A 22,666-nucleotide genomic window follows, 5' to 3' on the forward strand; every position below is an offset into this window, starting at 1 on the left:
GCTTTTTCAGGTGCCCTCGATCACAACAGGAGACGTGAGCGCCCCATGCTCATTCCGCCAGTCGAGGACCCACTCGTCGAGGCGGCCCTCGCAGAACACGTCGGCGCGTTCCGGGGGTGGGAGTTCCAGGGGCAGCCAGCGCGGCTCGGGGGCGAGGCGGATGACCTGGCCGTCGGTGGTGACGGCGCCGGGCCAGCCCAGGGCGTCGCGCAGTTCGCCCAGGGTGCGGCTGAGTTCCTTGCGGCGGGCGTCGGGGCCCGTGCCGGGGAGGTCCAGGGCTTCGAGGGCCAGCTCGCGGGAGACGCTGCCGCCGCGCACGAGCAGCAGGGCGAGGAGGGAGGCCGCCGGACGCCCCGGGCGCAGGGGCAGGGCCTCGCCGTGCATCCAGGCGGTCACCGGGCCGTCGGCGCTCACCCGGACGGTCCAGGGCACGGGCGGGATCGCCTCCTCCCCCACCAGCGCGAAGGCCGCCGGGAAGAGCCGGGCGACCTCCAGAGTCCACACGTCCCGGCCCGGCACCCCGCGCATGGATTCGCGGGCCTCCTCCTCCCGGCCCTCCAGGCGCAGCAGTTCGGCCCGCACGACCCCGGCGAGGCGGGCGTCATCGCGACGCCCCTCGTCGGCGCGGGTCAGGGTCTCGCGGGCGCCCTCCCGGTCGCCCAGCCGCAGCCGCTCCGCCGCGATCTCCGCGAAGAGGGGGTGGCGGCCCTCGTCCAGCACGTCCGCGTGCCGGGCCGCCTCGAACAGCACGGCCAGCGCCTCGTCGGAATGGCCCCACAGGCTGAGGGTCCGGGCCTCGCCGCGCATCGCCAGCACGCGGTCGGGGACCGACTGGGCGTGCCGCTCGGCCTCCCGGAAGGCGTGCCGGGCGCGGGGGAACTCGCCGTGGGCCCGCCACACCCCGCCCAGGCCGCGCCACACCAGCGAGAGGTGACGCCTGCCCTCCTCCCGCCGCGCCCACCCCAGGGCCTCGCGCAGGGCCCGCTCTGCCGCCCGTAGGTCCCCCAGCCGCAGACAGGTGATGCCGAGGTTCGCCCCCGCCGACGCCTGCGCCCAGGGGTCTCCCCCCACCTCGCTGACGGCCCGCGCGAATTCCGCCCGGGCGGCCTCGTCCTCGCCCCCCCACGAGAGCGTGACCGCGAAGTCGAGCCGGACGAGCCCCCGGTCGCGTCCCCCCGCCCGCTCCAGCGCCTCCCGGAAGGCCGGTCGCCAGTCCCCGCCCAGCGACCGCAGCGCCTGGGCCCGGAAGCGCGCCGCGACGGGGGCGTCCGGTCCCCCCAGGCCCGCCTCCGCCAGCCGCAGCGCGTCGTCCCAGCGTCCGCGCGTGCCCGCCAGGAACGCCTCGAAAGCCGGGGCCGCCCCCGGGGCCCGCGCCGCCACCTCGGCCATCAGCTCCGGGTCGCCCGACCGGTAGGCCACCCAGCCCAGCGCCCGCGCCCATTCCGGCCCGGCCCACAGCTCGCGCGGCACGTCCTCCACTATTCCCCGCAGCAGCACCCCGTCCGAGCGCGAGCGCACCGACCGCGCCGCCGAGAGCACATGCAGCCGCGCCGCCTCCCACTCCCCGGCGGCCAGCAGCGCCCGCACATGGGCCACCAGTTCCGCGAACGCTCCCACGCGCACATTTTAGGGAAAAGGGAGAGGGGGCACCCTCCCGGCGCCCCCTGCCTCCCCGTCCCTTACCCGCCGACCGGCCAGCTTCCCTCGTTGTTCGGCGACGAGCGGCCGTCCCCGCCGCCCTGCGTCACCGTCAGCCCACCCACCAACAACGCCAGAACCACCAGCAGTTTCCGCATACGCACTCTCCCTTCCAGCGGCAAAAACGCCCGCTGGGACGCACTGGCGTGTCCTTCACGCCCTGTGCTCGCGGAGAATGCGGGCCCGGCCCGACACTGGCTGTCGGGCCGGAAAGCCCGCGCGAACCCGCCGCGACGTGAAAACGCCGGGAGGTTCGCGCGGGGTGGAAAGGCCCGTCCTAGACGGGGAGGGGTTGGAACGAGGATCGGCGGCGGATCAGGAGTTCAGCGGCAGCAGGAGGCGTTCGCGCGTCTGCCCGCGAGACTTGCGTATGGGACGGGGAAGCGCGACACTACCGTTGCAGCCTGCCTTTGGGTGGGCTGAGGATTGAAACCCGGTGCCGGGGTTGTCCAGCATGGTGATCGTGTGGTTGCAGCCTGCCTTTGGGTGGGCTGAGGATTGAAACGCTGAGGACAACCTTGAGGTGAGTGACGAGCGCCTCGTTGCAGCCTGCCTTTGGGTGGGCTGAGGATTGAAACCCGCAGTCCGTTGCCCGGGAACTTGCGCGACTGTTGCAGCCTGCCTTTGGGTGGGCTGAGGATTGAAACCGCACGGTGGACCGCATTTGGCACCGCTGCCTGCGTTGCAGCCTGCCTTTGGGTGGGCTGAGGATTGAAACCTGCGCAACATCATCGGGGGCGCCAACCACCTGCGGTTGCAGCCTGCCTTTGGGTGGGCTGAGGATTGAAACGGATCGTCCACCGCACGCCACCCGCGGTTCGTCTTGTTGCAGCCTGCCTTTGGGTGGGCTGAGGATTGAAACACGTTCCCGCTGTTGCCCTGGGCGCCGATGACTTGGTTGCAGCCTGCCTTTGGGTGGGCTGAGGATTGAAACGCGCGCAACGCCGTTGCCCTTTGCCCCCCGCTTTCACGTTGCAGCCTGCCTTTGGGTGGGCTGAGGATTGAAACACTCCGTCGAACACGAGGACGTGCCGGTGCCACGCGTTGCAGCCTGCCTTTGGGTGGGCTGAGGATTGAAACCACGTCGCCTCGCTCAGCAGGGGCGCGAGGGCGCGTTGCAGCCTGCCTTTGGGTGGGCTGAGGATTGAAACCGTTCGTACTCGGCGAACGCGGCCCCGATCTGGAAGTTGCAGCCTGCCTTTGGGTGGGCTGAGGATTGAAACGGGATCTCGACGGGCACGCGGGCGCCGTGGAAGGTTGCAGCCTGCCTTTGGGTGGGCTGAGGATTGAAACTCGATCACGTCGTAATCGTCCTCGCCGGGTTGCCGGGTTGCAGCCTGCCTTTGGGTGGGCTGAGGATTGAAACAACGTGATCGGGCACGACGTGATGAGCCACCAGGTTGCAGCCTGCCTTTGGGTGGGCTGAGGATTGAAACCCCCCTTCCGCATCAATCTCTCCCGCCAACAGTTGAGGTTGCAGCCTGCCTTTGGGTGGGCTGAGGATTGAAACATTGACTGGCGCCAGCTCCCCAGCCTGACCGACGCGGTTGCAGCCTGCCTTTGGGTGGGCTGAGGATTGAAACACCCTGACTGGCCTCTCCCCGAACACCCTGTATTACGTTGCAGCCTGCCTTTGGGTGGGCTGAGGATTGAAACCCGGCCCTCACGGTGAAACGAAGAGGGGCATCGGTGTTGCAGCCTGCCTTTGGGTGGGCTGAGGATTGAAACACCATCCTGCGCCTGACGCCTGACGAGCGCCCCAGTTGCAGCCTGCCTTTGGGTGGGCTGAGGATTGAAACAGGGACAGGTCGTGCATGGGAGACTCCTGCGCCCTGTTGCAGCCTGCCTTTGGGTGGGCTGAGGATTGAAACCAGCACGTCCAGCATCTCCCGCGCGCCCCGGGCGTGTTGCAGCCTGCCTTTGGGTGGGCTGAGGATTGAAACAGGGACAGGTCGTGCATGGGAGACTCCTGCGCCCTGTTGCAGCCTGCCTTTGGGTGGGCTGAGGATTGAAACCATCCCTCGCCCGGGTCAAACGTAGTGTGTGTGATGTTGCAGCCTGCCTTTGGGTGGGCTGAGGATTGAAACGCCCCACCACCTGCACGTCCCCCCGCTCGTGGCGCGTTGCAGCCTGCCTTTGGGTGGGCTGAGGATTGAAACCTGTTGGAGCGCACCGTCAGCGGGCCCCACCCCGCGTTGCAGCCTGCCTTTGGGTGGGCTGAGGATTGAAACACCTCGTTGAGCAAACGCCAGATGCCCGCTGCACGGTTGCAGCCTGCCTTTGGGTGGGCTGAGGATTGAAACCTCCAGCAGGCGGAAGAGCTGGAGAGGTTGAGGGCGTTGCAGCCTGCCTTTGGGTGGGCTGAGGATTGAAACCGTGTGCGCAACGAGAGCCAGGGCCTCGTCCTCGACGTTGCAGCCTGCCTTTGGGTGGGCTGAGGATTGAAACGTAGCTGGCCGGTTTCAATGGCCCGCCTCCGCGCGTTGCAGCCTGCCTTTGGGTGGGCTGAGGATTGAAACAAGACCGTGCTGAGCTGGTTCGGCCTCGGAGCGGCGTTGCAGCCTGCCTTTGGGTGGGCTGAGGATTGAAACGTGATCTTGCTGACTCCGACCCAGACAGCGAGCCTGTTGCAGCCTGCCTTTGGGTGGGCTGAGGATTGAAACAACTCCTGGCACAGGACCTCGTGCTCGACCCGGAGGTTGCAGCCTGCCTTTGGGTGGGCTGAGGATTGAAACGATCATGCTTCGTGCCCTACTGGTTTTGACAACAAGGTTGCAGCCTGCCTTTGGGTGGGCTGAGGATTGAAACGTGGCGGATGACGGTGGTAGATCGAGTCTCGGTGTTGCAGCCTGCCTTTGGGTGGGCTGAGGATTGAAACTTCGGCGGGATGTCGCAGGAGGTGGCGGGGCAGTGTTGCAGCCTGCCTTTGGGTGGGCTGAGGATTGAAACCAGGAGGAGGGCGCCGAGGCCGGGAATCACGGGGTTGCAGCCTGCCTTTGGGTGGGCTGAGGATTGAAACCCCTAAAGTCTCCCCCCTTGAGATAGGAGCCGTCCGGTTGCAGCCTGCCTTTGGGTGGGCTGAGGATTGAAACGCGGGGCTCTAGGACACCCGGCGGCGCATGGCCTCGTTGCAGCCTGCCTTTGGGTGGGCTGAGGATTGAAACGACGCCCGCCTGCGCACGCTCCGCGCCCTGCTCTCGTTGCAGCCTGCCTTTGGGTGGGCTGAGGATTGAAACGTGAACTGGCCCGTGTCGAGGAGCTGGTAGCCGAGGTTGCAGCCTGCCTTTGGGTGGGCTGAGGATTGAAACTTGGTTCATCTGGGCAACGTGCCTGCCCAACAACACGTTGCAGCCTGCCTTTGGGTGGGCTGAGGATTGAAACTAGCCAGCCGTAGAGGCGGTGGCAAAAGCCAGGTGGTTGCAGCCTGCCTTTGGGTGGGCTGAGGATTGAAACCTGTTGAATGGTTTTCCCGTGGCTGCACATTGGCGTTGCAGCCTGCCTTTGGGTGGGCTGAGGATTGAAACTAACAAAATCTGCACATTTTGCATTTGCTCCGTGGTTGCAGCCTGCCTTTGGGTGGGCTGAGGATTGAAACGCGGAAAGCCTCAAGCGGGCACCGGACGCGGCCCAGTTGCAGCCTGCCTTTGGGTGGGCTGAGGATTGAAACAGCGGCGCGTACGTCAGCCGCCCGTCCAGGACGTGTTGCAGCCTGCCTTTGGGTGGGCTGAGGATTGAAACCAGCACGTCGCACGGACCCAGGGCGACGTGACCCGTTGCAGCCTGCCTTTGGGTGGGCTGAGGATTGAAACTTCCAGGTGGCCTCGCCCGCGAAGGCGGCGGCGGCGTTGCAGCCTGCCTTTGGGTGGGCTGAGGATTGAAACGATCCCAACACCGCCCAGTGGGCGCTGAAGTGGGAGTTGCAGCCTGCCTTTGGGTGGGCTGAGGATTGAAACACGGCCGTCCCGCCTCCCCCGCCCTGCGCCCGTTGCAGCCTGCCTTTGGGTGGGCTGAGGATTGAAACTTGTCTAAAAGGACGAGACTCACCCCGTTAAGATGTTGCAGCCTGCCTTTGGGTGGGCTGAGGATTGAAACAAAGCCCGGCCGGAATGGAGCCGGATGTGGGAGGGTTGCAGCCTGCCTTTGGGTGGGCTGAGGATTGAAACGCCGCCCGCTACGGGGTGAGCGTCGCCCAATCGGTTGCAGCCTGCCTTTGGGTGGGCTGAGGATTGAAACAGGACGGTCGCGGCGGCAATGAGGTGTGGGGGTTGCGTTGCAGCCTGCCTTTGGGTGGGCTGAGGATTGAAACACGGCCTATGACGTTTCACGCCCGGCCGCGTTTCGCCGTTGCAGCCTGCCTTTGGGTGGGCTGAGGATTGAAACATGCTGGAAGCGGCGAAGGTCCTGACCGATGAGGAGTTGCAGCCTGCCTTTGGGTGGGCTGAGGATTGAAACTGCTTGCCGGGTTGGGGGTAAGACTGGGGGTGCGGTTGCAGCCTGCCTTTGGGTGGGCTGAGGATTGAAACGGAGTCACCCGGAGCACCCTTTACAAGCACCTCGGCGTTGCAGCCTGCCTTTGGGTGGGCTGAGGATTGAAACACCGTCAGGTCACGCGGACGCTTGAACGACAGCGCGGTTGCAGCCTGCCTTTGGGTGGGCTGAGGATTGAAACTGCGTCGGCATCGCCATTTACGCCACCGGGCAGGTCGCGTTGCAGCCTGCCTTTGGGTGGGCTGAGGATTGAAACTGGGCGTCCCGCTCGCCCTGGTCAATTCCCTCGGGCGTTGCAGCCTGCCTTTGGGTGGGCTGAGGATTGAAACAGGACCCAGGCATCAAGCGGGGCCCAGTTGAATTGCGTTGCAGCCTGCCTTTGGGTGGGCTGAGGATTGAAACCGCGACGACCTTCCAGGAACGGTTCACGGTCGCGTTGCAGCCTGCCTTTGGGTGGGCTGAGGATTGAAACACAGGTCCACCACCATGAACAGCGTCAGCGTCACAGGTTGCAGCCTGCCTTTGGGTGGGCTGAGGATTGAAACGACGCGCACCGGGGCAAGCTGTGAGGGCTGACCGGGTTGCAGCCTGCCTTTGGGTGGGCTGAGGATTGAAACGCCTGGGACGGCCGCAGCCAGTCCTACCGCGCGCCGGGGTTGCCCTCCGCTCAGGCGAAGGCGGAGGGCAGGGCAAGGGTTACCGTAGGAGGAGACGCCCAAACACCACCCCCTCCCGGCTCCGACCGGGGAACGGAGCCCCCGATGATGCACCCCGCCCTCCTGACCGCTGCCCTGCTGACCTTCCTTCTCGCCGTGCTGACGCTGGGCATGATTCTGGGCGTCAACCTGGGCAGTCACGGGCACTCCTACGTCCCGGTGGGGGGCACCCTCCGCCTGCCGGGCCCCACCCGTCACACCCTCGGGCGGCTGCGTGCGGCCCTCTACGTCCTGCTGCTGGGCACCGCCGCGCTGCTGTGGCTGGCGTGGCTCTGGCGCGTGTCCTTGCCCATCGCGCAGGGCATCCGGCTGACGTAGGAGGACCCGACACGGACCATGAAAGATGCAGCCCAGTTCCGCACAGGCTGCATCTTCCTGAAAGGGACCCTCTACCCCCCCGCCTCCCCGATCCGCCGCCACGCCTCCCCGATGAGCCACTGGGCCTGCCCACCCAGCGGGGCGAAGCGGGCGTCCCTGGTCTGCCCTGCGCGGTAACGGGCGTAAATCTGCCCCACGATGACGGCGAGCTTGAAGTGGCCCAGCACCTCGTACCATGCAACGTTCGACACGTCCCGCCCGCTCCGTTCGGCGTAACGGCTCAGGAACTCCTCGCGCGTGTAGTAGCCCTCGGCGCTCGCCACCGCCCCCACCCGGTTGGGCTCTCGGCCCGGCATTTCTGGCATCGTCCAGTAGGTGAGGGTGAGGCCCAGATCCACCAGGGGATCGCCCACGGTGGTCATCTCCCAGTCGAGGAGGGCGACCACGCGGGAGGGATCGTGCGGGTCGAGCATCAGGTTGTCGAGCTTGAAGTCGTTGTGGACGAGGGTGTGGGCCGTCTCAGGGGGCGTGTTCGCGGTCAGCCACGCGATCACGTCCTCGTCATGCAATTCGTCTACCGGGGGCATGTCATCCGTGCGGGCGCGGCGCCAGCGTCCGGCCCAGCCCTCGACCTGACGCCGGTTGAAGCCCTCCGGTTTCCCGAGGTCGCGCAGGCCCGCAGCAAGGATGTCCACCGCGTGCAGATCGGCGAGGGTATCCGCGAGCGCCTGCGAGAGCCTCTGGGGAGCGCCTTGCAGGGCGGCGTACTCGGGCGGCAGCCGCGTCCTCACGACCGTTCCACGGCGCCGCTCCATCAGGTAGAAGGGGGCGCCGATCACCTCCGGGTCCTCGACGAGCAGGATGGGCTTCGGGGCGACGGGCAGGACGGGGTGAACACGCTCCAGCAGCCGGAACTCGCGCGGCATGTCGTGCGCCTTCGCCGCCACCGGGCCGAGGGGCGCGCGGCGCAGGACGTACTCCTGATCACCTAGCCGGAGGAGATAGGTCAGGTTGGAGAAGCCGCCGGGGAACTGCTCGACCGTCAGCCGGTCCACGTCCCCCTCCACCCGGCCGCGCAGGACCTCCCGCAGCGAGCCTTCGGGCAACTCCTCGCCGGGGCGGACGGGGGCGGTGTCCGGGCGGGTCATCGGGCCTGCTCTCCTGCCTCGAAGGCGCGGCCCCCGTGCGCGGCGAGCAGCGCCATCGCCTTCTCGCGCAACCGGCGCATCTTGCCGATCCAGCCGTCGTAGTCGTTCGCCTTGTTCTGGAACGACTGGAGGGTCGTGGGGTGCGTCGTGATCAGGAAGCCGTCCCGCCGCAGCACCTCCAGCGTCTTCTCGACGAGTTCGTCCGTCGTGATCGCCGTCTGCTGGAGGATGGGCGCGTTCTGGATCATCGGGGTCCAGACGCCCTCGGGGCACAGGCAGGAGACCTTGATCCCCCGGTCGCCGTAGGTGATCGCCAGCCACTCGGCGAAGGCGAGCGCCGCGTGCTTGGTGACTGCGTAGGGGGCGGAGTGCAGCTCGGTGAGCAGTCCCGCCGCCGACGCCGTGTTCAGGAGGTGGCCCTCGCCGCGTTCCAGCATATGCGGCAGCAGGTGGCGGGCGGCCCAGACGTGGCTCATCACGTTGACCTTGTGGATCAGGTCCCACTGCTTGTCGGGCGTCTCCGGCCCCTCGCCGATGGCGATGCCCGCGTTCGAGCAGAAGAGGTCGATGCGGCCTTCCCGGGCGATCACGCCGTCAATGAGGGCCTGGATGTCCTCTTCCTTCGCCACGTTGGCGGGCACGAAGCGGGCACCGATTTCCACCGCCTTCTGGGCCCCCACCTCGGCGTTGAGGTCGGAGGCGATGACGGTGGCCCCCTCCCGCGCGAAGCGGGTCGCCAGCGCGAGGCCGATGCCGGAGGCGGAGCCGGTGACGACGATGACTTTGTTCTGGAATTCCATAGATCAGGTTCTCCTGAGGGTCAGGACTTCGAGTTCGGTGAGGGGAGCGTAGTCCGCCGGGTTGAGGGTGAAGAGCGGGAAGCCGCTGACCTCGGCGTGAGCACCGATCAGGTAGTCCGTCAGGGGACGCCGGGGCATCCCACCCCCCGACGAACGCCGCCGCGCCGTGTAACCGGCGTGCAACTCACCGACCCGGCGCCACACCGACCGGCCCAGCGTCCAGTCCACCTCGATCCCGGCATCCCGCAACCACTCCTCGGCGTGAGGGTCACGCGGCATGAGTTCCGCGACGACGGGGCCGCAAACGATCAGGTGGGGAACACTGTCAAGCCAACCCGCGACCGCCTCCGACCCGGGTTCCCGAAACCTTACCGAGAGGATCACGTTGGAGTCCAGGCAGACGGAGACGGGCCGGGTCATTTGAGCAGGTCTTCGATATAGGTGATCTTCTTGACACCCGGTCCGCTTTGCAGGATTTCGCGGTCGCCGGGCTCATGCCGCATGTCGCTGATGTACTCCTCGGCGGTCATCCCTTCCGGGGGCTCCAGCGTGCCGATGGCCTCCGCGAAACTGCGTCGGCGCCTCCTGGCTGGTTGAAGGGTCACGGTCTCGCCCTCCTCCACGAACTCCACGACGCTCCCCGACTCCAACCTCAGCCGGTCGCGCAACGCCTTAGGTAAGGTCACCTGCCCCTTGCTCGTGACGGTCGCTCGGTGAACGCGGCGTTCCAACGCCTTGGTCGCCATCCTTACTCACCTCCTTACCCTACCTTAGCACCGAGCCGCGCCGCCGGTTCAGTCCCCCACCACCTCGGCCCGCCGCTCCTTCGCCCGTTGCTGCCGCTTGATCTCCTCCTTCGCCACCGTCTCGGTGTGAACGATGTCGGGGCCGTCGGCGAGGCGCAGGGTGCGGGCCTGGGCGTACATGTTGGCGAGGGGCGTGTCCTGGCTGACGCCCGCGCCGCCGAAGACCTGGATGGCGCGGTCGATCACCCGCAGGGCGACGTTGGGCGCGACGACCTTGATCGCTGCGATCTGCCCGCGCGCCTCCTTGTTGCCCACCGTGTCCATCATGTGCGCGGCCTGCATGGTCAGCAGCCGCGCCTGGTCGATCTCCATGCGGCTGTGGGCAATCGCCTCGCGGACGTGCTGGTGCCCGCTCAGCGGCTTGCCGAAGGCGACACGTTCGGAGGCACGTTCCACCATGAGGTCCAGCGCCCGCTCCGCCTGCCCGATCAGCCGCATGCAGTGGTGGATGCGCCCCGGCCCCAGCCGCCCCTGCGCGATCTCGAAGCCGCGCCCCTCCCCGAGCAGGAGGCTTGCGGCGGGTACCCGCACGTTCTCGAAGGTCATCTCCGCGTGGCCGTGCGGGGCGTCGTCGTAGCCGAAGACGGTCAGCATCCGCTCGATGGTCACGCCGGGCGCGTCCATCGGAATCAGGATCATGGACTGCTGGAGGTGACGCTCGGCCCCCGGGTCCGTCTTGCCCATGAAGATGCTGACGGCACAGCGGGGGTCGCCCGCGCCGGAAGTCCACCACTTGCGCGCGTTGATCACGTACTCGTCCCCGTCACGCACGATGCTCGCCTGGATGTTCGTCGCGTCGCTCGACGCCACCTCGGGCTCGGTCATCGAGAAGGCGGAGCGGATCTCGCCGTTCAGGAGGGGGGTCAGCCACCGCTCCTGCTGCTCGGGGGTGCCGTAGCGGGCGAGGACCTCCATGTTGCCGGTGTCGGGCGCGTTGCAGTTGAAGATTTCGGGCGCCCACCACACCCGGCCCATGACCTCGCACAGGGGAGCGTACTCCAGGTTGCTCAGGCCGGGGCCGAACACGCCCTGCGGGTCCGAGGCGGGCGGCAGGAAGAGGTTCCACAGGCCCTGGGCACGCGCCCTCGGCTTGAGGTCCTCGATGAGCTGCACATGCTCCCAGCGGTTGCCCTCGTTGACCTGACGGTTGAACTCGGCCTCGTTGGGGTAGATGTGCTCCTCCATGAAGTTGCTCAGGCGGGCGTGCAGGTCGCGGGTGCGGGGCGAAACGTCGAACATCGTCATAGGGGTTCCTCCTCCAGCTTCAGGGGGCGAAAGTGGGCGGTGTGGTCCTCGATGCCGATGAGGACCTCGCGGTGGATGCCCCCGCCCTCCCGACGCACGGAAAGGCCCAGGGCCAGGATGCGGTCGAGCAGGGCCTCGGCGCGGTTCAGCAGGGCGGGGTCGGGATCGCTGACTACCTCCTCGGCGAGGCGGGCGTCCTCCTCGAACAGGGCGCGGTAGGGCTCGAAGGCGGGCAGGGGCTCGAACCCGCAGTGGACGCTGAAGGGCTCGACGTGGCTGAGCGGCATCCGCGCCAGCAGCACGCCGTCGCGCTCCAGCAGGTAGACGGTCACGCCGTTTCCTCCCGGCCCGGACGCCCACCGACCGGGGAGATCGTCGCCAGCGCCGCCGCGACGTGGGTGTCCTCTCCCCTGCCCCGGGCGTACACGTCGGCCCGCACGATAACCTGGCGGCGGCCCGCGCGCAGGACCTCGCCGCGTGCCCACAGCGTTTCCCCCTTGGCGGGGGCGAGCAGGTTGAGCTTGTACTCGGCGGTCACCACGTCCCCGGCGACCGAGGCGGCGGCCCAGGCGCTCACGGTGTCCGCGAGGTAGCCGATCACCGCCCCGTGCGCGTATCCATGGTGCTGCGTCAGGACGGGCTTGAGGTCAATCTCGATCTCGACCCGCCCATGCTCGAAGTGGGTGAGGCGCGTGCCCATGAACTGCGTGAACTCGCTCGTCTCGATGGCGCGTTCCAGGAGGTCACGGATGAGGGAGGGGTCATGGGCGGTCATGGGGTCACGCCCGTTTCGACGGTGGGAAGGTCGTAGACGGTGACGGGGAGGCCGTGGTTGACGAGTTCTTCGAGGATGATCGGCTCGATGAGGGACCAATCACCCCCCGCCACACCCGCGCCGATGCGGGGCATGTGGACACTGGCCCCCAAACACCGCGCCTCCTCTCGCACCTTTGCGAGCCCCCCTCGGATGGCCTCATACCGCACGGGCGGCACTCCCGTCGGGCGGTTTTTGCGCGCGATGTCGCGTTGACCGATCAGGTTTGCCACCGTCAGGTCAGGCGCGACGGGGACGAACTGGACCTCACCCAGCACGAACGGCTGCCCGGTTTCCCCCAATGCCCAACGCTTGTACGCCCGTTCCGGCTCCCGGTGACGTCTCGACAGCGCGAGCACGAAGCCCCGGCCCCAAGCGCCCACATCGTTGCAAATATGAACGAGCACCTTCGGCCCCTCGCCCTGTGGCAGGGTGGCGTCACCATCCATGTAAGCCAGCGTCATCCTGGCCCTCCCCCCGCAGGCGGCACGTCCGCCGTGACGATGGTGCCGAGCGCGGTGGCGACCAGCCGCTCCTCATCCCCCTGCACGGCGAAGATGTCGCAGCGGGTGACGGCCTGACGCCTCCCGGCGCTGAGCACGCTGCCCCGAGCGACGAGCGCCTCCCCCATCCCGGGCCGCACGAAGTTGATCTTGAACTCTGACGTGAGCACACTCGGCCCCAGCGCCGCCGCTCCCATGAAGGTGAGGGCGATGTCGGCCAGCGCCGCCTGCACGCCCCCGTGCGCGAAGCCGTGGTGCTGAGTGATCTCCTGCCGGAAGGGCACCCGCACGACCACACCGGAGGGCGACATCTCCTCGACCCTCGCCCCCACGAGCACGCTGAAGGGCTGCGAGTCGAGGACACTCTGGGCGAAGGCAACCGCGTCGGTCCCGTCGAGAGTCGTCACAGGTACACCCGCATCACCGTTTCAGCGGTGGCGGCGGGGCGCTCACTCCCCTCGATCTCGACGGTGTTGGCGACGGTGAGTTGGACATAGCCCTGTCCGTCCTCCACGCCCACCAGGATCGCCCGGTTACGAAGGCGGCTCCCCACGGGCACGGGCGAGATGAAGCGCACCCGGTTCAGGCCGTAATTCACAACCATCCGCGCCCCCTCCAGCCGGGGAGCGCCGCCCCCAGTCATGAAGTGCCCCGCCAGCAGAGAGAGCGTCAGGAAGCCGTGCGCGATGGGGCCGCCGAAGGGGGTCTGCGCGGCCCGCTCGGGGTCCACGTGGATGAACTGGTGGTCCCCGGTCGCGTCGGCGAACCTGTTCACCATCTCCTGCGTGACGCTCACCCAGTCAGATAAGGCGATCTCCTGGCCAATGCGGGAGCGGAGGTCGGGGAGGGGAATGGTGGTCATGGTGCCTCCTTTGGGGCCGTCAGCGGTCAGCTCTCAGCTTTTCTTGCTGACGGCTGATAGCTTCCTTCAAATCGCCGTCACCCCGCCGTCCACCGCGATGTTCTGCCCGGTCATGTACGCCGAGGCGTCGCTGGAGAGCAGCAGGGCGAGGCCCTTGAGGTCCTCGGGCCCGCCGAGACGGCCCAGGGGCGTGGCGCCGAGGATGGTTTCCTCCCCGTAGGCGATGGTGCCCTTGGTCATCTTCGTGGGGAAGTAGCCGGGGCAGATCGAGTTGACGGTGATGTCGTACTTGGCCCACTCGGAGGCGAGGGCGCGGGTGAAGTTGACGACGGCCCCCTTGGACGTGTTGTAGGCCACGGTTCCGGCCATGCGCGGGCTGTTGCCCTTGAGCCCGGCGACGGAGGCGACGTTCACCACGCGGCCCGAGCGGGCGGGGATCATGCATAGCCTGCCGACCGCCTGTGTGAGGAGGAAGAGGCCGTTCACGTTCAGGTTGATGACCTTGAGCCACGCCTCGAAGGGGTGCTCCTCAGCGGATGCGCCCCAGGTGGCCCCGGCGTTGTTCACCAGAATGTTGATCGGGCCGACCTCCGACACGATGCGCTCGACGAGGGGCTCGATGGTGTCGAACTGGGAGAGGTCGTTCTGGTAGACGTGCGCGGTGATCCCCAGCCCTTCCAGGTGGGCCTTCGCCTCGTCGAGTTCGTTCTGTTTGCGAGCGGTCAGGACGACGGTCGCGCCGTACTCGCCCAGCCCCTCCGCGATTTGCAGGCCGAGGCCGCGTGAGCCTCCGGTGATCAGGGCGACTTTGCCGGTGAGGTCGAAGAGTTCCTTGAGTGCCATAGAGGGTGCCTCCGGTCGGGCTGGGCGAGTCGGGTTGAACCTGTGCCTCCCACCATAGGGAAGAATGTACGTGCGCGTCAATTTTGAACGTGGGCGGACAGTGAGCGTGGGTTAGTTTGTTTGCTCTTGCAAAAACCCGCGCAGGTCCGCCAGGAATTCCTGTGGGCGTTCGAGGTGCGGCATGTGCCCCGTTCCCGGATACACTTGCAAGTCCGCCCCTGAAATCCCTGCCGCCAGCCGCTCGGCGTTCGGCAGGGGAATGAGGTCGTCGCGCTCGCCGTGCAGCACGAGGGTGGGGACGGTGAGGCGGGCGAGCCCCGGCGTCGTGTCGTGCGCCCGGATCGCCCGGAACTGCCGCTTGAAGCTCCCTTCGCTCATGGGGTGGCGCTCGGCGTGCCGGGCGGCGAGTTCGAGCATTCCCGGGTTGGCTTCGGTGAAGCCGTCGTGCGTCATCAGCGTCAGGGCCTGCTGTGCCCGTTCCCGCGCCTCCATATCGGCGGGCAGGAAGAGGGCCGCCCTGCCCCGCTCGGTGGCCGGGGTCGAGTCTGCCCCGCCCGGCGTCGTGGAGACGAGCACCAGCCCGCGTACGAGTTCCGGGTGCCGCAGCGCGAGGTGCTGCGCGACCATCCCGCCCATGCTCAGCCCCACGACGAAGGCGGGCGCGGCGTCCACCGCCCTCAGGAACTCGGCGGCGTCATCCGCGAGGTCCGCGAGTGTGAAGGCGTCCTCGAACGGGTCCGAGTCTCCGGTGTCCCGGTGGTCGGGCGCGAGGGCGCGGTACTCCTTCCCGACCTCCGCGACGACCCCCTCCCACCCCAGCCGCGAGCCGCCCAGCCAGGCGAGGAAAAGGACGTTGGCGCGCGGGTGAGGCGGGGAGACCTCCAAGTAGGCGAAGTTCCTGCCCCCCAGCGCGACCCGGTGAAAGTCCTCTCCCGCTGACGGCTGAGAGCTGACGGCTGACCGCTCCATCAAAACCACGCCGCCTGCATGTCGAATGTCGTGCGATCCGCGCTCGCCAGCAGGTCCGCGTGCGCCTTCACCTTCGGCAATTCGTGCGTGGCAAAGAAGCGGGCGGCCTGGAGCTTGCCCCGGTAGAAGTCGGCCTCGTCGCCCCGCGCCTCGGGAAGCTGACGGGCCGCAGCAATGGCCTGCCGCAACCACATCCAGCCGATGACGGTGTGCCCCAGCATTTCCAGGGCGCTGTTCGCATTCGCCAGGAAGAGGTCGGGGCCAAGTTCAGGGGCCTGGGTGAGGATGGCCCGCAGCGCCCCGGTGCTCTGAGCGACGGCCTGGTGCAGCGCCGTGCGAATCTCGTCGAGTCCCTCCAGGCCCTCGGACGCCCGCAGGTCGGCCTGCATCCTTTCAAGCAGCACCTCCAGCCCACGCCCGCCCGCTTGAGACACCTTGCGGCCCAAGAGGTCGTTCCCCTGAATCCCCTCCGTGCCCTCGTGGATGGGGTTGAGGCGGTTGTCACGGTAGTACATCTCGACCGGGTAGTCGCGGGTGTACCCGGCTCCGCCCATGACCTGAATCGCGTCGCTCAGCGCCTCCTGGCTGTACTTGCTCGGCCAGCTCTTGACGACGGGCGTGAGCAGGTCGAGGAGGAGTTCGGTCTCACGCCTCACCTCCTCGGGCCCGGTCTCGATCTCGTCCTCCAGGTGGGCGGCGTACAGCCCGAGCGCGAGGCCGCCCTCCACGAAGCTCTTCTGCCGCAGCAAGAGGCGCCGCACGTCGGCGTGCTCGATGATGGCGACGGGCTCGCTTCCCGGGTCCTTGTTGCTCGCGTGCCGCCCCTGCCGCCGCTCGCGGGCGTACTCCAGGCTAGCGAGGTAACCCGCGTACCCCAGCATGACCGCGCCCATCCCTACCCCGATGCGGGCGCCGTTCATCATGTGGAACATGTACCGGAGGCCCTGGCCGGGCTCGCCGATCAGCTCCCCGACCGTCTCGCCGCCCTCCCCGAAGTTGAGCAGCGTGTTCGTGGTGCCCCGGTAGCCCATCTTGTGATTGAGTCCGGCCAGGACGACGTTGTTGGATTCGCCGACGCTGCCGTCCTCGTTCACGCGGTATCTGGGCACAATAAAGAGGGAGATGCCCTTCACCCCGGAGGGAGCGCCCCTGATGCGCGCCAGGACGAGGTGGACGATGTTCTCCGACAGTTCGTGCTCGCCCGCCGAAATCCACATCTTCGTGCCGGTGATCGAGTACGTGCCGTCCTCCCTCGGGGTGGCGGTGGTGCGGATGTCCGCCAAGCCCGACCCCGCGTGTGGCTCGGAGAGGGCCATCGTGCCGAACCAGCGGCCCTCCAGCAGGGGAAGCATGTACTTCTGCTGCTGCTCGGGCGAGGCGAAGACGCGTTGCAGGTTGGCGTTCCCGATGGTCAGGAAGGGATAGCTGCTCGTGCCGATGTTCGCGGCCTTGAAGTGCGCGTGCATGGCCTGCGCGACCACGTTGGGCAGCCCCAGGCCGCCCAGCTCCTCGTCGGCATGGGCGCTGAAAAAGCCTGCCTCGCGGAAGGCCTTCATCGCCTGGGCGGCGGCGGGGACGAGTTTGACCTTGCCGTCCACGATGTGCGGCTCGTTGAGGTCCGACTCGCGGGCGTGGTTGGCGAAATACTTGTCGGCGACGTTGTAGGCGAGGCCCAGCACGTCATCGTACACCTCGCGGGAGTGCTCAGCGAAGCGGGGGCGCTCAGGCAGCGAGGCGGTGTCGAGCACCTCGTAGAGCTGGAATTGCAGGTCGCGGCGGGACAGGAAGGGGGCCATAAGGTCGCTCCTTTGCATGGAAGAGGGGGTTGCGCTGCTTCGGTGCCGTCAGCTTAGGCCGCGTGTACGCACACGTCAATTTCGTACGCGGGCGTTCACACACCCGGACGGGAACCGTACACTGGGCACCACTCAGCCGTCTTTTTCCCCCAGGAGGTTTCCCATGCGCGCCCTGATCTGCGACCATTTCGACGAGCCCGAGGCCCTGACCGTCCAAAGCGTGCCCGACCCCACCCCCGGCCCCGGCCAGGTCGTGCTCGACGTGGAGGCGGCGGGCGTGAACTACCCCGACGCGCTGATGGTGCAGGGGCTGTATCAGGTCAAGCCGCCCTTCCCCTTCACGCCGGGGGCGGAGGCGGCGGGCGTCGTCTCGGCGGTCGGGGAGGGGGTGCAGGGCATCCAGCTCGGCCAACGGGTCGTGGCATTTACCGGCACAGGTGCATTTGCCGAGAGGCTGCTCGCCCCCGCAAATGCGGTCATGCCCCTCCCGGAGGGGATGGACGCGGCCGTCGCCGCCAGCCTCCCTCTCGCTTACGGCACGTCCATGCACGCGCTTGTGGACCGGGCGCAACTCCAACCAAATGAAACTCTGCTCGTCCTCGGCGCGGCGGGCGGGGTGGGGCTCGCGGCGGTGATGATCGGGAAGGCGCTGGGGGCGCGGGTCATCGCGGCGGCGAGTACCCAGGAGAAGCTGACCCTGGCCCGCGAGCACGGGGCGGACGAGACACTGAACTACGCCGAAGGGGACCTGCGGGGCGGCCTCAAGACGTTGACGGGCGGGAAGGGGCCGGACGTGATCTTCGACCCGGTGGGCGGGGACCTCGCCGAGCCCGCCTTCCGTTCTATCGGCTGGGGGGGTCGGTATCTCGTGGTGGGCTTCGCGGGGGGCGACATTCCGAGGCTGCCCCTCAATCTCCCTCTTCTGAAGGGCGCGTCGTTGGTCGGCGTGTTCTGGGGCGAGTTCGCCCGGCGGGACCCGCGCGGCAACGCCCGCAACCTCGCGCGGCTGGCGGGGTGGGTGGGGGACGGGACGATCCGGCCGCTGGTCAGCGAACGTTACCCGCTGGAACGCGCCCCCGTGGCCCTGCGCGCCCTGCTGGACCGCCGGGTGACGGGCAAGGTGGTGGTCACGCCCTGATGACGCCGAGCCCGGAGACACTCACCTTCTACACGACCGCCGAACTCGCCCGTGAGGCGGGAGTGACGCGGCGAACCGTGATGCACTACGCCGAACTGGGCCTGCTGACCCCCGATCAGGTGACGGCCTCGGGGCGGGCCCTGTACGGGCCCTACGCGCTGCGGCTGCTGCGGGACGTGATGGACCTGCGGGTGCTGGGCGTGCCCCTCGACGAGGTGCGCGACATGGTGATCCTGCGCCGCGCCACGCACGACATCGACGGGACGTACCGCCGTGACTGGACCCGGGCCGACATCCCCCTCGGCGACGAGCGGCTGCGGGCCGTCCACGCCCGGCTGCGGGCGCTGAACGCCGCCTACGCCCGGCAGGCCGAGGGCCTCGCCCGGTTCGACCGCTGGCTCACCAAACGCTTCACGGGGGGCGACGTGGACCCGCTGCCCGAGCCTCCGCTGCCGGAGGACATGGAGGGCTGAGGGAAGACCCGGGGATCGGGGGACTTCTCCAAGAGCCTGTCTGAACAGGCGGCGTTCCCCCTGCCCGTGGTCAAGGCCCGGTTCTGATCCGCCGCCGCGCACTTCGGGGTCGAGAGGTTCCTGTGCCCGCGCTCCCCCGGCGGACCTGGGCACGGGATAAGGGGAGGAGGTCGGGGACGACAACCCTCGCGGGCGAGCCCTCAGCCCCCCGTCTTCACGTACCGGGCGGTGCCCTCGTCCAGCACGAGGTCACCCGCTCCCGCGCTGTCCTCCAGTTGTTCCAGGGTGTAGGCCCCGACGATTGGAAAGACCGGGAAGGGCTCGGCGGTCAGGGCCGCCAGCGCCACCTGATTCGGCGAGCACCCGAGCCGGGCCGCGACCTCCCGCACCCGCTCCAGCCGCCCGAAGTTGGCGCCGTTGTAGTACACGCGCCGCACGTGCCGGGCCGAGGGCGAGGCCACCCACCACCTTCCCCGCCCGTACTTCCCACCGAAAAAGCCGTTCGCCTGTGACGAGTACGGCACCGCCGCCAGCCCGGTCTCGCGGTGCAGTTCCCGGGTCGCCTCGTCCATCACGACGAGGGTGGGGTCGCCCAGGGAGCCGGGATTGGGTTCGGCGAGGCTCCAGCTCATCTGGTTCGCCACGAAGGGACGCTTTCCAGCACGTCGGGCGTAGGCGTTCGCCTCCCGCAGCCTCGCCGCGCTCCAGTTCGAGGCCCCCAGGGCACGGATCAGTCCCGCGTCGGCGAGGTCGTTCAGCGTCTCGACGATGTCCGCGACCGGGCGGGTGGGGTCGTCGCGGTGGAGCCAGTACAGGTCGATCCGGTCGGTGCGCAGGTCCCGCAGGCTTCCCTCCACGTCGAGCCGCAGGTCCTGCCGCGACAGGCGCCCGCGCCGCATGTCCTCCAGCGGCGGGTGGCCGCCCTTGGTGGCGAGGACGACCCGGTCGCGCGTGCCCGGGGTCGCCAGCCAGCGCCCGAGCATTTTCTCGCTGCGGCTTCGCTCTCCGGGCAGCCAGTCGGAATAGACGCGGGCGGTGTCGAGAAAGGTGCCGCCGAGGTCGAGAAAGCGGCCCAGCAGCCGCAGCGAGGCGGCCTCGTCCAGCGTACTTCCGAGGGCCACCGTCCCCAGGGCGATCACGGAGGGCCGGAGGTCGGTGCCGGGGATGGCCTGGTCGCGCATGGGTGGCCTCAATGTACGGGGAGACGGGGGCCGCGGGGGCCGGGCCCGCTCAACAGTGGCCGCCGTGAAGCGGATGGGACAGTCAACGTGGCGTTAAAGGAACAGGGCACCGCGCTCTGTCCAGGTTCTGTGACACGTTGCCTTTAGAATGTGGCCCCATGAAGCCTTCTCTCCTGTCGGCCCGTCCGGGCGGCCTGGCGGCGGGCGTGGATCGGGCGAGCTTCCGGCGGCGGGGCGGGGAACGCGCGGTGTCCGGCCTCTCCCTCCTCCCCACGTCCTGTCGCCCGGCCGAGGTTCCGCAGCCATGAAGTCCATAGACATCCTCCTCGTCGAGGACAACGCGGCCGACATCCTGCTGACCGAGGAGGCCTTCAGCGAGGCCGACTTTCCCCACTCGCTGCACCTCGCCCGGGACGGGGTCGAGGCCCTGGCCTTCCTGCGCCGCGAGGGCGAGCACGCGTCCGCGCCGCGCCCCGACGTGATCCTGCTCGACCTGAACATGCCCCGCATGGGCGGCTTGGAAGTCCTCGACGTGCTCAAGGTGGACCACGACCTGCGCAACATCCCCGTGATCGTGCTGACCACCTCGCGCGCCGAGCAGGACATCTGGCGCAGCTACAACCTGCACGCCAACGCCTACATCCCCAAGCCTGTCACCCTGGAGGAATTCGTCGAGGTCATCCGCTCCTTCGGCGCCTTCTGGTTCGCCACGGCGGCCCTTCCCCCCGATCACCAGCCGTAGGGGTGGGGCGAGGTGGGCCCTGCCGCAAAACGTCCCCACGAGCGTGAGGAACGAGTTTCAAGCACAACCTTCCTGCGAACGACTCCTCGGGCCATCCCCACGGCATAGGGAGAACGTGTCGGTGCCCGGTGGAGGCGTCGTCCTCGGTCGGGTCGCGTGGCCTCCCTGGGAAATGTTGAAGGAAGCTCGCCAAAGTGAGTGGAGCGCTGGGGGCGGCTGAACGACGGGAGCAAAACGGGCGGCGAACGACCGGAGGACCGCGCGTCGGTTCATCCCCATACCCCCGGGCAAGACGGGACAGCGCCGAGGTCCCGGTCGCTACGTTCGGACCATCCTCACCCACATGGAGAAAACGGTCAGGATGAACGTCGTCCGGCTGGACAGGTGTTCCTCACTCGCATCGGGATGATCCGGCACCCGGTAACGCCACGGGCACGAAGAGGCCGTGTTCCCCTCTTTCCGCCGCTCATCAGCGTGGAATCAGCGTGGGGGGCCTACATTACCTTAACGGAAGAGGAGCGGTTCTTGGACCTTCGGTGGACGCTCTTTCCTGACCTCAAGGCTAGGATGTAAACGCCCATGACCCCCGCCCCACTCTCCAGTCCCAAGTCGCCCCACCGTCCACGAAGTCGCCCTCTTTCCCCACGGCGGTGGGCGGCGTGAGGCGGTGGCTGCCGTGGGCGCTCCTGCTGCTCGTGGTTCTGGGGGGCGTGGGCGGCTACCTGTACCGCGAGAAGCGCGAGACCGGCGAGATCGCCCGGGCCGTGTGGCAGGAGTTGCCGGGCCGGGGCGACCCCGAGGAGGCGGAAGCCGAACCGTTGTTTCAGGACCTGAAGCCTGAAAAGCTGGGGGCCGGACAGGCTCAGGAACCGCCGGTCACCCCGACCCCAGCGCCGACCCCGGCCGAGCAGCCCGGGCCGGTTCAACAGCCGACCGTGACGCCCGCCGTCCCACAGGCCACCGAGGCGCCTCCACAGAGCCCAAGTCAGGCTCCTCGGCGCCCCTCCGAGACGCCCGCCTCATCTCCCCCGGCCAGGACGGCGGGGGCGGCGACCATCCCCGCTCGACAGGCGCCCGAAGCCGCGCAGACCGCCGGCAGACCCCAGCCCACGCCAAACGCGGGGACGAAAGCCGCCGGGCCGGCACCCGTCGAGCCGTCGGTCGCCGCCGTACCCCAACCCGCCGAGCCCCCGGCGCAGGGTTCCGCCCCGGATTCACGACCGGCTCCGAGGCCCGAGGCTCCGGCGGCCCGGGTGCCCGCGCGTACGGTGGGGCAGAACGACGGGGGCAGCATGCGCCCCAACCCCTTTTCCAACAACGTGCATATCCTGCTGATCGCCAACGACCAGGAGAAGATCGGCGAGGGCCGGGCGGACTCGATCATGCTCGTCACGCTGAACCCCGACCGGCGGGTCGTGACGCTGCTGAGCATTCCGCGCGACACGCGGCTCTCTATTCCGGGGCACGGCCTGGACAAGGTGAACCACGCCTACCGCTTCGGGGGGGCCGCCCTGCTCAACCGCACGCTGCAACGCTTCCTGGGCTTTCCCTTCCAGTACTACGCCGAGATCAGCTACGGCGGCTTCCGCAACATGATCGATCAGGTGGGCGGGGTGGACGTGCAAGTGCCCTTCTCCTTCGACTACGAGGGCTACCACTTCGGGAAGGGGCCGATGCACCTGGACGGCAAGACGGCGCTGGCGTACAGCCGGATGCGCAAGCTCGATCCCCGGGGGGCCTTCGGGCGCGAGGACCGTCACCAGCAGATCGTGCGCGCCCTGATGCTGCGGCTCAACGACATCCCGCTGAACGACACCGTGCGGCTCAACGACTTTGCCCGCCAGCTCATCCCCTTCGTCCGCACCGACCTGGGCCCGAGGATCATCGTCAACCTGCGCCGCGCCCATCCCTATACCGACCGGCTGCCCGTGAAGCTCGGCGTGCGCGGGCACGGGCAGATGATCGGGGGCATCTACTATTTCATCGTGAGCGACGCGGAACGGCGGCGCCTGCACCTCGCCCTGCGGTAACGGGAGGGAAAGCGGCGCCCGGAGGTGGTTTACGGCCACCCCACCGGGCGCCGCTCTCCGTGGATTCTGTGCCATCGTGGACGCCGAGCCAGGCGC

The 22,666-nt window shown here is 68.2% G+C and carries 21 protein-coding genes and 1 CRISPR repeat array; of the genes, 6 read left to right on the forward strand and 15 right to left on the reverse strand.

Annotation, left to right across the window (positions count from 1 at the left end; translation table 11 throughout):
• Positions 1-6 precede the first annotated feature (6 nt).
• Positions 7-1,617 (reverse strand): tetratricopeptide repeat protein, encoded by a 1,611-nt coding sequence (locus tag DAETH_RS17330; RefSeq protein ID WP_264777964.1) that lies wholly within the window; start codon positions 1,615-1,617, stop codon positions 7-9.
• Between the two features lie 477 nt (positions 1,618-2,094).
• Positions 2,095-6,803: direct repeats of the CRISPR family, unit length 37 nt; unit sequence GTTGCAGCCTGCCTTTGGGTGGGCTGAGGATTGAAAC.
• Between the two features lie 144 nt (positions 6,804-6,947).
• Here DAETH_RS17330 and DAETH_RS17335 point away from each other — a divergent pair.
• Positions 6,948-7,220: a hypothetical protein gene (locus DAETH_RS17335; RefSeq protein WP_264777965.1), complete on the forward strand. Its 273-nt coding sequence runs from the start codon at positions 6,948-6,950 to the stop codon at positions 7,218-7,220.
• 71 nt (positions 7,221-7,291) lie between these two features.
• Here the strand turns inward: DAETH_RS17335 and DAETH_RS17340 are convergent, their stop codons facing one another.
• From DAETH_RS17340 to DAETH_RS17400, 13 genes are all read right to left on the reverse strand, one after another.
• A complete protein-coding gene (locus DAETH_RS17340) occupies positions 7,292-8,368 on the reverse strand; it encodes a phosphotransferase family protein (RefSeq protein ID WP_264777966.1) in 1,077 nt (358 codons plus the stop codon).
• Positions 8,365-9,168, reverse strand: a complete 804-nt coding sequence (locus DAETH_RS17345; RefSeq protein ID WP_264777967.1) for an SDR family NAD(P)-dependent oxidoreductase — start codon at positions 9,166-9,168, stop codon at positions 8,365-8,367. The genes DAETH_RS17340 and DAETH_RS17345 overlap by 4 nt, the downstream gene beginning before the upstream one ends.
• 3 nt (positions 9,169-9,171) lie before the next feature.
• The gene (locus tag DAETH_RS17350) at positions 9,172-9,588 is read right to left on the reverse strand and encodes a type II toxin-antitoxin system VapC family toxin (protein ID WP_264777968.1); all 417 of its coding nucleotides are present in this window, start codon (positions 9,586-9,588) and stop codon (positions 9,172-9,174) included.
• Complete coding sequence (locus DAETH_RS17355) at positions 9,585-9,914, reverse strand: AbrB/MazE/SpoVT family DNA-binding domain-containing protein (protein WP_264777969.1); 330 nt, start codon at positions 9,912-9,914, stop codon at positions 9,585-9,587. The genes DAETH_RS17350 and DAETH_RS17355 overlap by 4 nt, the downstream gene beginning before the upstream one ends.
• A gap of 48 nt (positions 9,915-9,962) precedes the next feature.
• Complete coding sequence (locus DAETH_RS17360; protein WP_264777970.1) at positions 9,963-11,219, reverse strand: acyl-CoA dehydrogenase family protein; 1,257 nt, start codon at positions 11,217-11,219, stop codon at positions 9,963-9,965.
• Positions 11,216-11,551 carry a hypothetical protein gene (locus DAETH_RS17365; protein ID WP_264777971.1) on the reverse strand — a complete coding sequence of 112 codons (336 nt, stop codon included), beginning with the start codon at positions 11,549-11,551 and terminating at the stop codon, positions 11,216-11,218. Before DAETH_RS17365 ends, DAETH_RS17360 begins: the two co-directional genes overlap by 4 nt.
• Complete coding sequence (locus tag DAETH_RS17370; RefSeq protein WP_264777972.1) at positions 11,548-11,994, reverse strand: PaaI family thioesterase; 447 nt, start codon at positions 11,992-11,994, stop codon at positions 11,548-11,550. Before DAETH_RS17370 ends, DAETH_RS17365 begins: the two co-directional genes overlap by 4 nt.
• The gene (locus tag DAETH_RS17375) at positions 11,991-12,497 is read right to left on the reverse strand and encodes a macro domain-containing protein (RefSeq protein ID WP_264777973.1); all 507 of its coding nucleotides are present in this window, start codon (positions 12,495-12,497) and stop codon (positions 11,991-11,993) included. Before DAETH_RS17375 ends, DAETH_RS17370 begins: the two co-directional genes overlap by 4 nt.
• A complete protein-coding gene (locus tag DAETH_RS17380; protein ID WP_264777974.1) occupies positions 12,494-12,943 on the reverse strand; it encodes a PaaI family thioesterase in 450 nt (149 codons plus the stop codon). Before DAETH_RS17380 ends, DAETH_RS17375 begins: the two co-directional genes overlap by 4 nt.
• Complete coding sequence (locus tag DAETH_RS17385; RefSeq protein ID WP_264777975.1) at positions 12,940-13,398, reverse strand: MaoC family dehydratase; 459 nt, start codon at positions 13,396-13,398, stop codon at positions 12,940-12,942. The genes DAETH_RS17380 and DAETH_RS17385 overlap by 4 nt, the downstream gene beginning before the upstream one ends.
• A gap of 66 nt (positions 13,399-13,464) precedes the next feature.
• Positions 13,465-14,241, reverse strand: coding sequence for an SDR family oxidoreductase (locus DAETH_RS17390; protein ID WP_264777976.1), 777 nt, complete (start codon positions 14,239-14,241; stop codon positions 13,465-13,467).
• 111 nt (positions 14,242-14,352) lie between these two features.
• Positions 14,353-15,210, reverse strand: a complete 858-nt coding sequence (locus DAETH_RS17395; protein ID WP_264777977.1) for an alpha/beta fold hydrolase — start codon at positions 15,208-15,210, stop codon at positions 14,353-14,355.
• On the reverse strand, positions 15,210-17,006 hold the full coding sequence (locus DAETH_RS17400) for an acyl-CoA dehydrogenase (RefSeq protein WP_264777978.1): 1,797 nt from the start codon (positions 17,004-17,006) through the stop codon (positions 15,210-15,212). Before DAETH_RS17400 ends, DAETH_RS17395 begins: the two co-directional genes overlap by 1 nt.
• A gap of 163 nt (positions 17,007-17,169) precedes the next feature.
• Here DAETH_RS17400 and DAETH_RS17405 point away from each other — a divergent pair, with 163 nt between their 5' ends.
• On the forward strand, positions 17,170-18,144 hold the full coding sequence (locus DAETH_RS17405; protein WP_264777979.1) for an NADPH:quinone oxidoreductase family protein: 975 nt from the start codon (positions 17,170-17,172) through the stop codon (positions 18,142-18,144).
• Positions 18,144-18,617, forward strand: coding sequence for a MerR family transcriptional regulator (locus tag DAETH_RS17410; protein WP_264777980.1), 474 nt, complete (start codon positions 18,144-18,146; stop codon positions 18,615-18,617). The genes DAETH_RS17405 and DAETH_RS17410 overlap by 1 nt, the downstream gene beginning before the upstream one ends.
• A gap of 200 nt (positions 18,618-18,817) precedes the next feature.
• Here the strand turns inward: DAETH_RS17410 and DAETH_RS17415 are convergent, their stop codons facing one another.
• Entirely contained in the window at positions 18,818-19,798 is a 981-nt protein-coding gene (locus DAETH_RS17415) for an aldo/keto reductase (protein ID WP_264777981.1), read from the reverse strand.
• A gap of 158 nt (positions 19,799-19,956) precedes the next feature.
• Here DAETH_RS17415 and DAETH_RS17420 point away from each other — a divergent pair, with 158 nt between their 5' ends.
• The 3 genes from DAETH_RS17420 (at position 19,957) to DAETH_RS17430 (ending at position 22,570) form a co-directional block, all read left to right on the forward strand.
• On the forward strand, positions 19,957-20,106 hold the full coding sequence (locus DAETH_RS17420) for a hypothetical protein (RefSeq protein ID WP_264777982.1): 150 nt from the start codon (positions 19,957-19,959) through the stop codon (positions 20,104-20,106).
• Positions 20,103-20,540, forward strand: a complete 438-nt coding sequence (locus DAETH_RS17425; RefSeq protein WP_264777983.1) for a response regulator — start codon at positions 20,103-20,105, stop codon at positions 20,538-20,540. Before DAETH_RS17420 ends, DAETH_RS17425 begins: the two co-directional genes overlap by 4 nt.
• 659 nt (positions 20,541-21,199) lie before the next feature.
• Positions 21,200-22,570, forward strand: coding sequence for an LCP family protein (locus tag DAETH_RS17430; protein WP_264777984.1), 1,371 nt, complete (start codon positions 21,200-21,202; stop codon positions 22,568-22,570).
• Positions 22,571-22,666: the final 96 nt, after the last annotated feature.

The sequence above is a fragment of the Deinococcus aetherius genome, assembly GCF_025997855.1.
GTDB lineage: Bacteria > Deinococcota > Deinococci > Deinococcales > Deinococcaceae > Deinococcus > Deinococcus aetherius.

What these genes read in the sequence shown, in the direction of transcription:
- DAETH_RS17350 (WP_264777968.1), bottom strand. Translation starts at nt 9,588, where the DNA reads ATGACCCGGCCCGTCTCCGTCTGCCTGGACTCCAACGTGATCCTCTCG.
- DAETH_RS17400 (WP_264777978.1), bottom strand. Translation starts at nt 17,006, where the DNA reads ATGGCCCCCTTCCTGTCCCGCCGCGACCTGCAATTCCAGCTCTACGAG.
- DAETH_RS17335 (WP_264777965.1), top strand. Translation starts at nt 6,948, where the DNA reads ATGATGCACCCCGCCCTCCTGACCGCTGCCCTGCTGACCTTCCTTCTC.
- DAETH_RS17390 (WP_264777976.1), bottom strand. Translation starts at nt 14,241, where the DNA reads ATGGCACTCAAGGAACTCTTCGACCTCACCGGCAAAGTCGCCCTGATC.
- DAETH_RS17405 (WP_264777979.1), top strand. Translation starts at nt 17,170, where the DNA reads ATGCGCGCCCTGATCTGCGACCATTTCGACGAGCCCGAGGCCCTGACC.
- DAETH_RS17345 (WP_264777967.1), bottom strand. Translation starts at nt 9,168, where the DNA reads ATGGAATTCCAGAACAAAGTCATCGTCGTCACCGGCTCCGCCTCCGGC.
- DAETH_RS17355 (WP_264777969.1), bottom strand. Translation starts at nt 9,914, where the DNA reads ATGGCGACCAAGGCGTTGGAACGCCGCGTTCACCGAGCGACCGTCACG.
- DAETH_RS17360 (WP_264777970.1), bottom strand. Translation starts at nt 11,219, where the DNA reads ATGACGATGTTCGACGTTTCGCCCCGCACCCGCGACCTGCACGCCCGC.
- DAETH_RS17370 (WP_264777972.1), bottom strand. Translation starts at nt 11,994, where the DNA reads ATGACCGCCCATGACCCCTCCCTCATCCGTGACCTCCTGGAACGCGCC.
- DAETH_RS17410 (WP_264777980.1), top strand. Translation starts at nt 18,144, where the DNA reads ATGACGCCGAGCCCGGAGACACTCACCTTCTACACGACCGCCGAACTC.
- DAETH_RS17395 (WP_264777977.1), bottom strand. Translation starts at nt 15,210, where the DNA reads ATGGAGCGGTCAGCCGTCAGCTCTCAGCCGTCAGCGGGAGAGGACTTT.
- DAETH_RS17425 (WP_264777983.1), top strand. Translation starts at nt 20,103, where the DNA reads ATGAAGTCCATAGACATCCTCCTCGTCGAGGACAACGCGGCCGACATC.
- DAETH_RS17340 (WP_264777966.1), bottom strand. Translation starts at nt 8,368, where the DNA reads ATGACCCGCCCGGACACCGCCCCCGTCCGCCCCGGCGAGGAGTTGCCC.
- DAETH_RS17415 (WP_264777981.1), bottom strand. Translation starts at nt 19,798, where the DNA reads ATGCGCGACCAGGCCATCCCCGGCACCGACCTCCGGCCCTCCGTGATC.
- DAETH_RS17385 (WP_264777975.1), bottom strand. Translation starts at nt 13,398, where the DNA reads ATGACCACCATTCCCCTCCCCGACCTCCGCTCCCGCATTGGCCAGGAG.
- DAETH_RS17375 (WP_264777973.1), bottom strand. Translation starts at nt 12,497, where the DNA reads ATGACGCTGGCTTACATGGATGGTGACGCCACCCTGCCACAGGGCGAG.
- DAETH_RS17420 (WP_264777982.1), top strand. Translation starts at nt 19,957, where the DNA reads ATGAAGCCTTCTCTCCTGTCGGCCCGTCCGGGCGGCCTGGCGGCGGGC.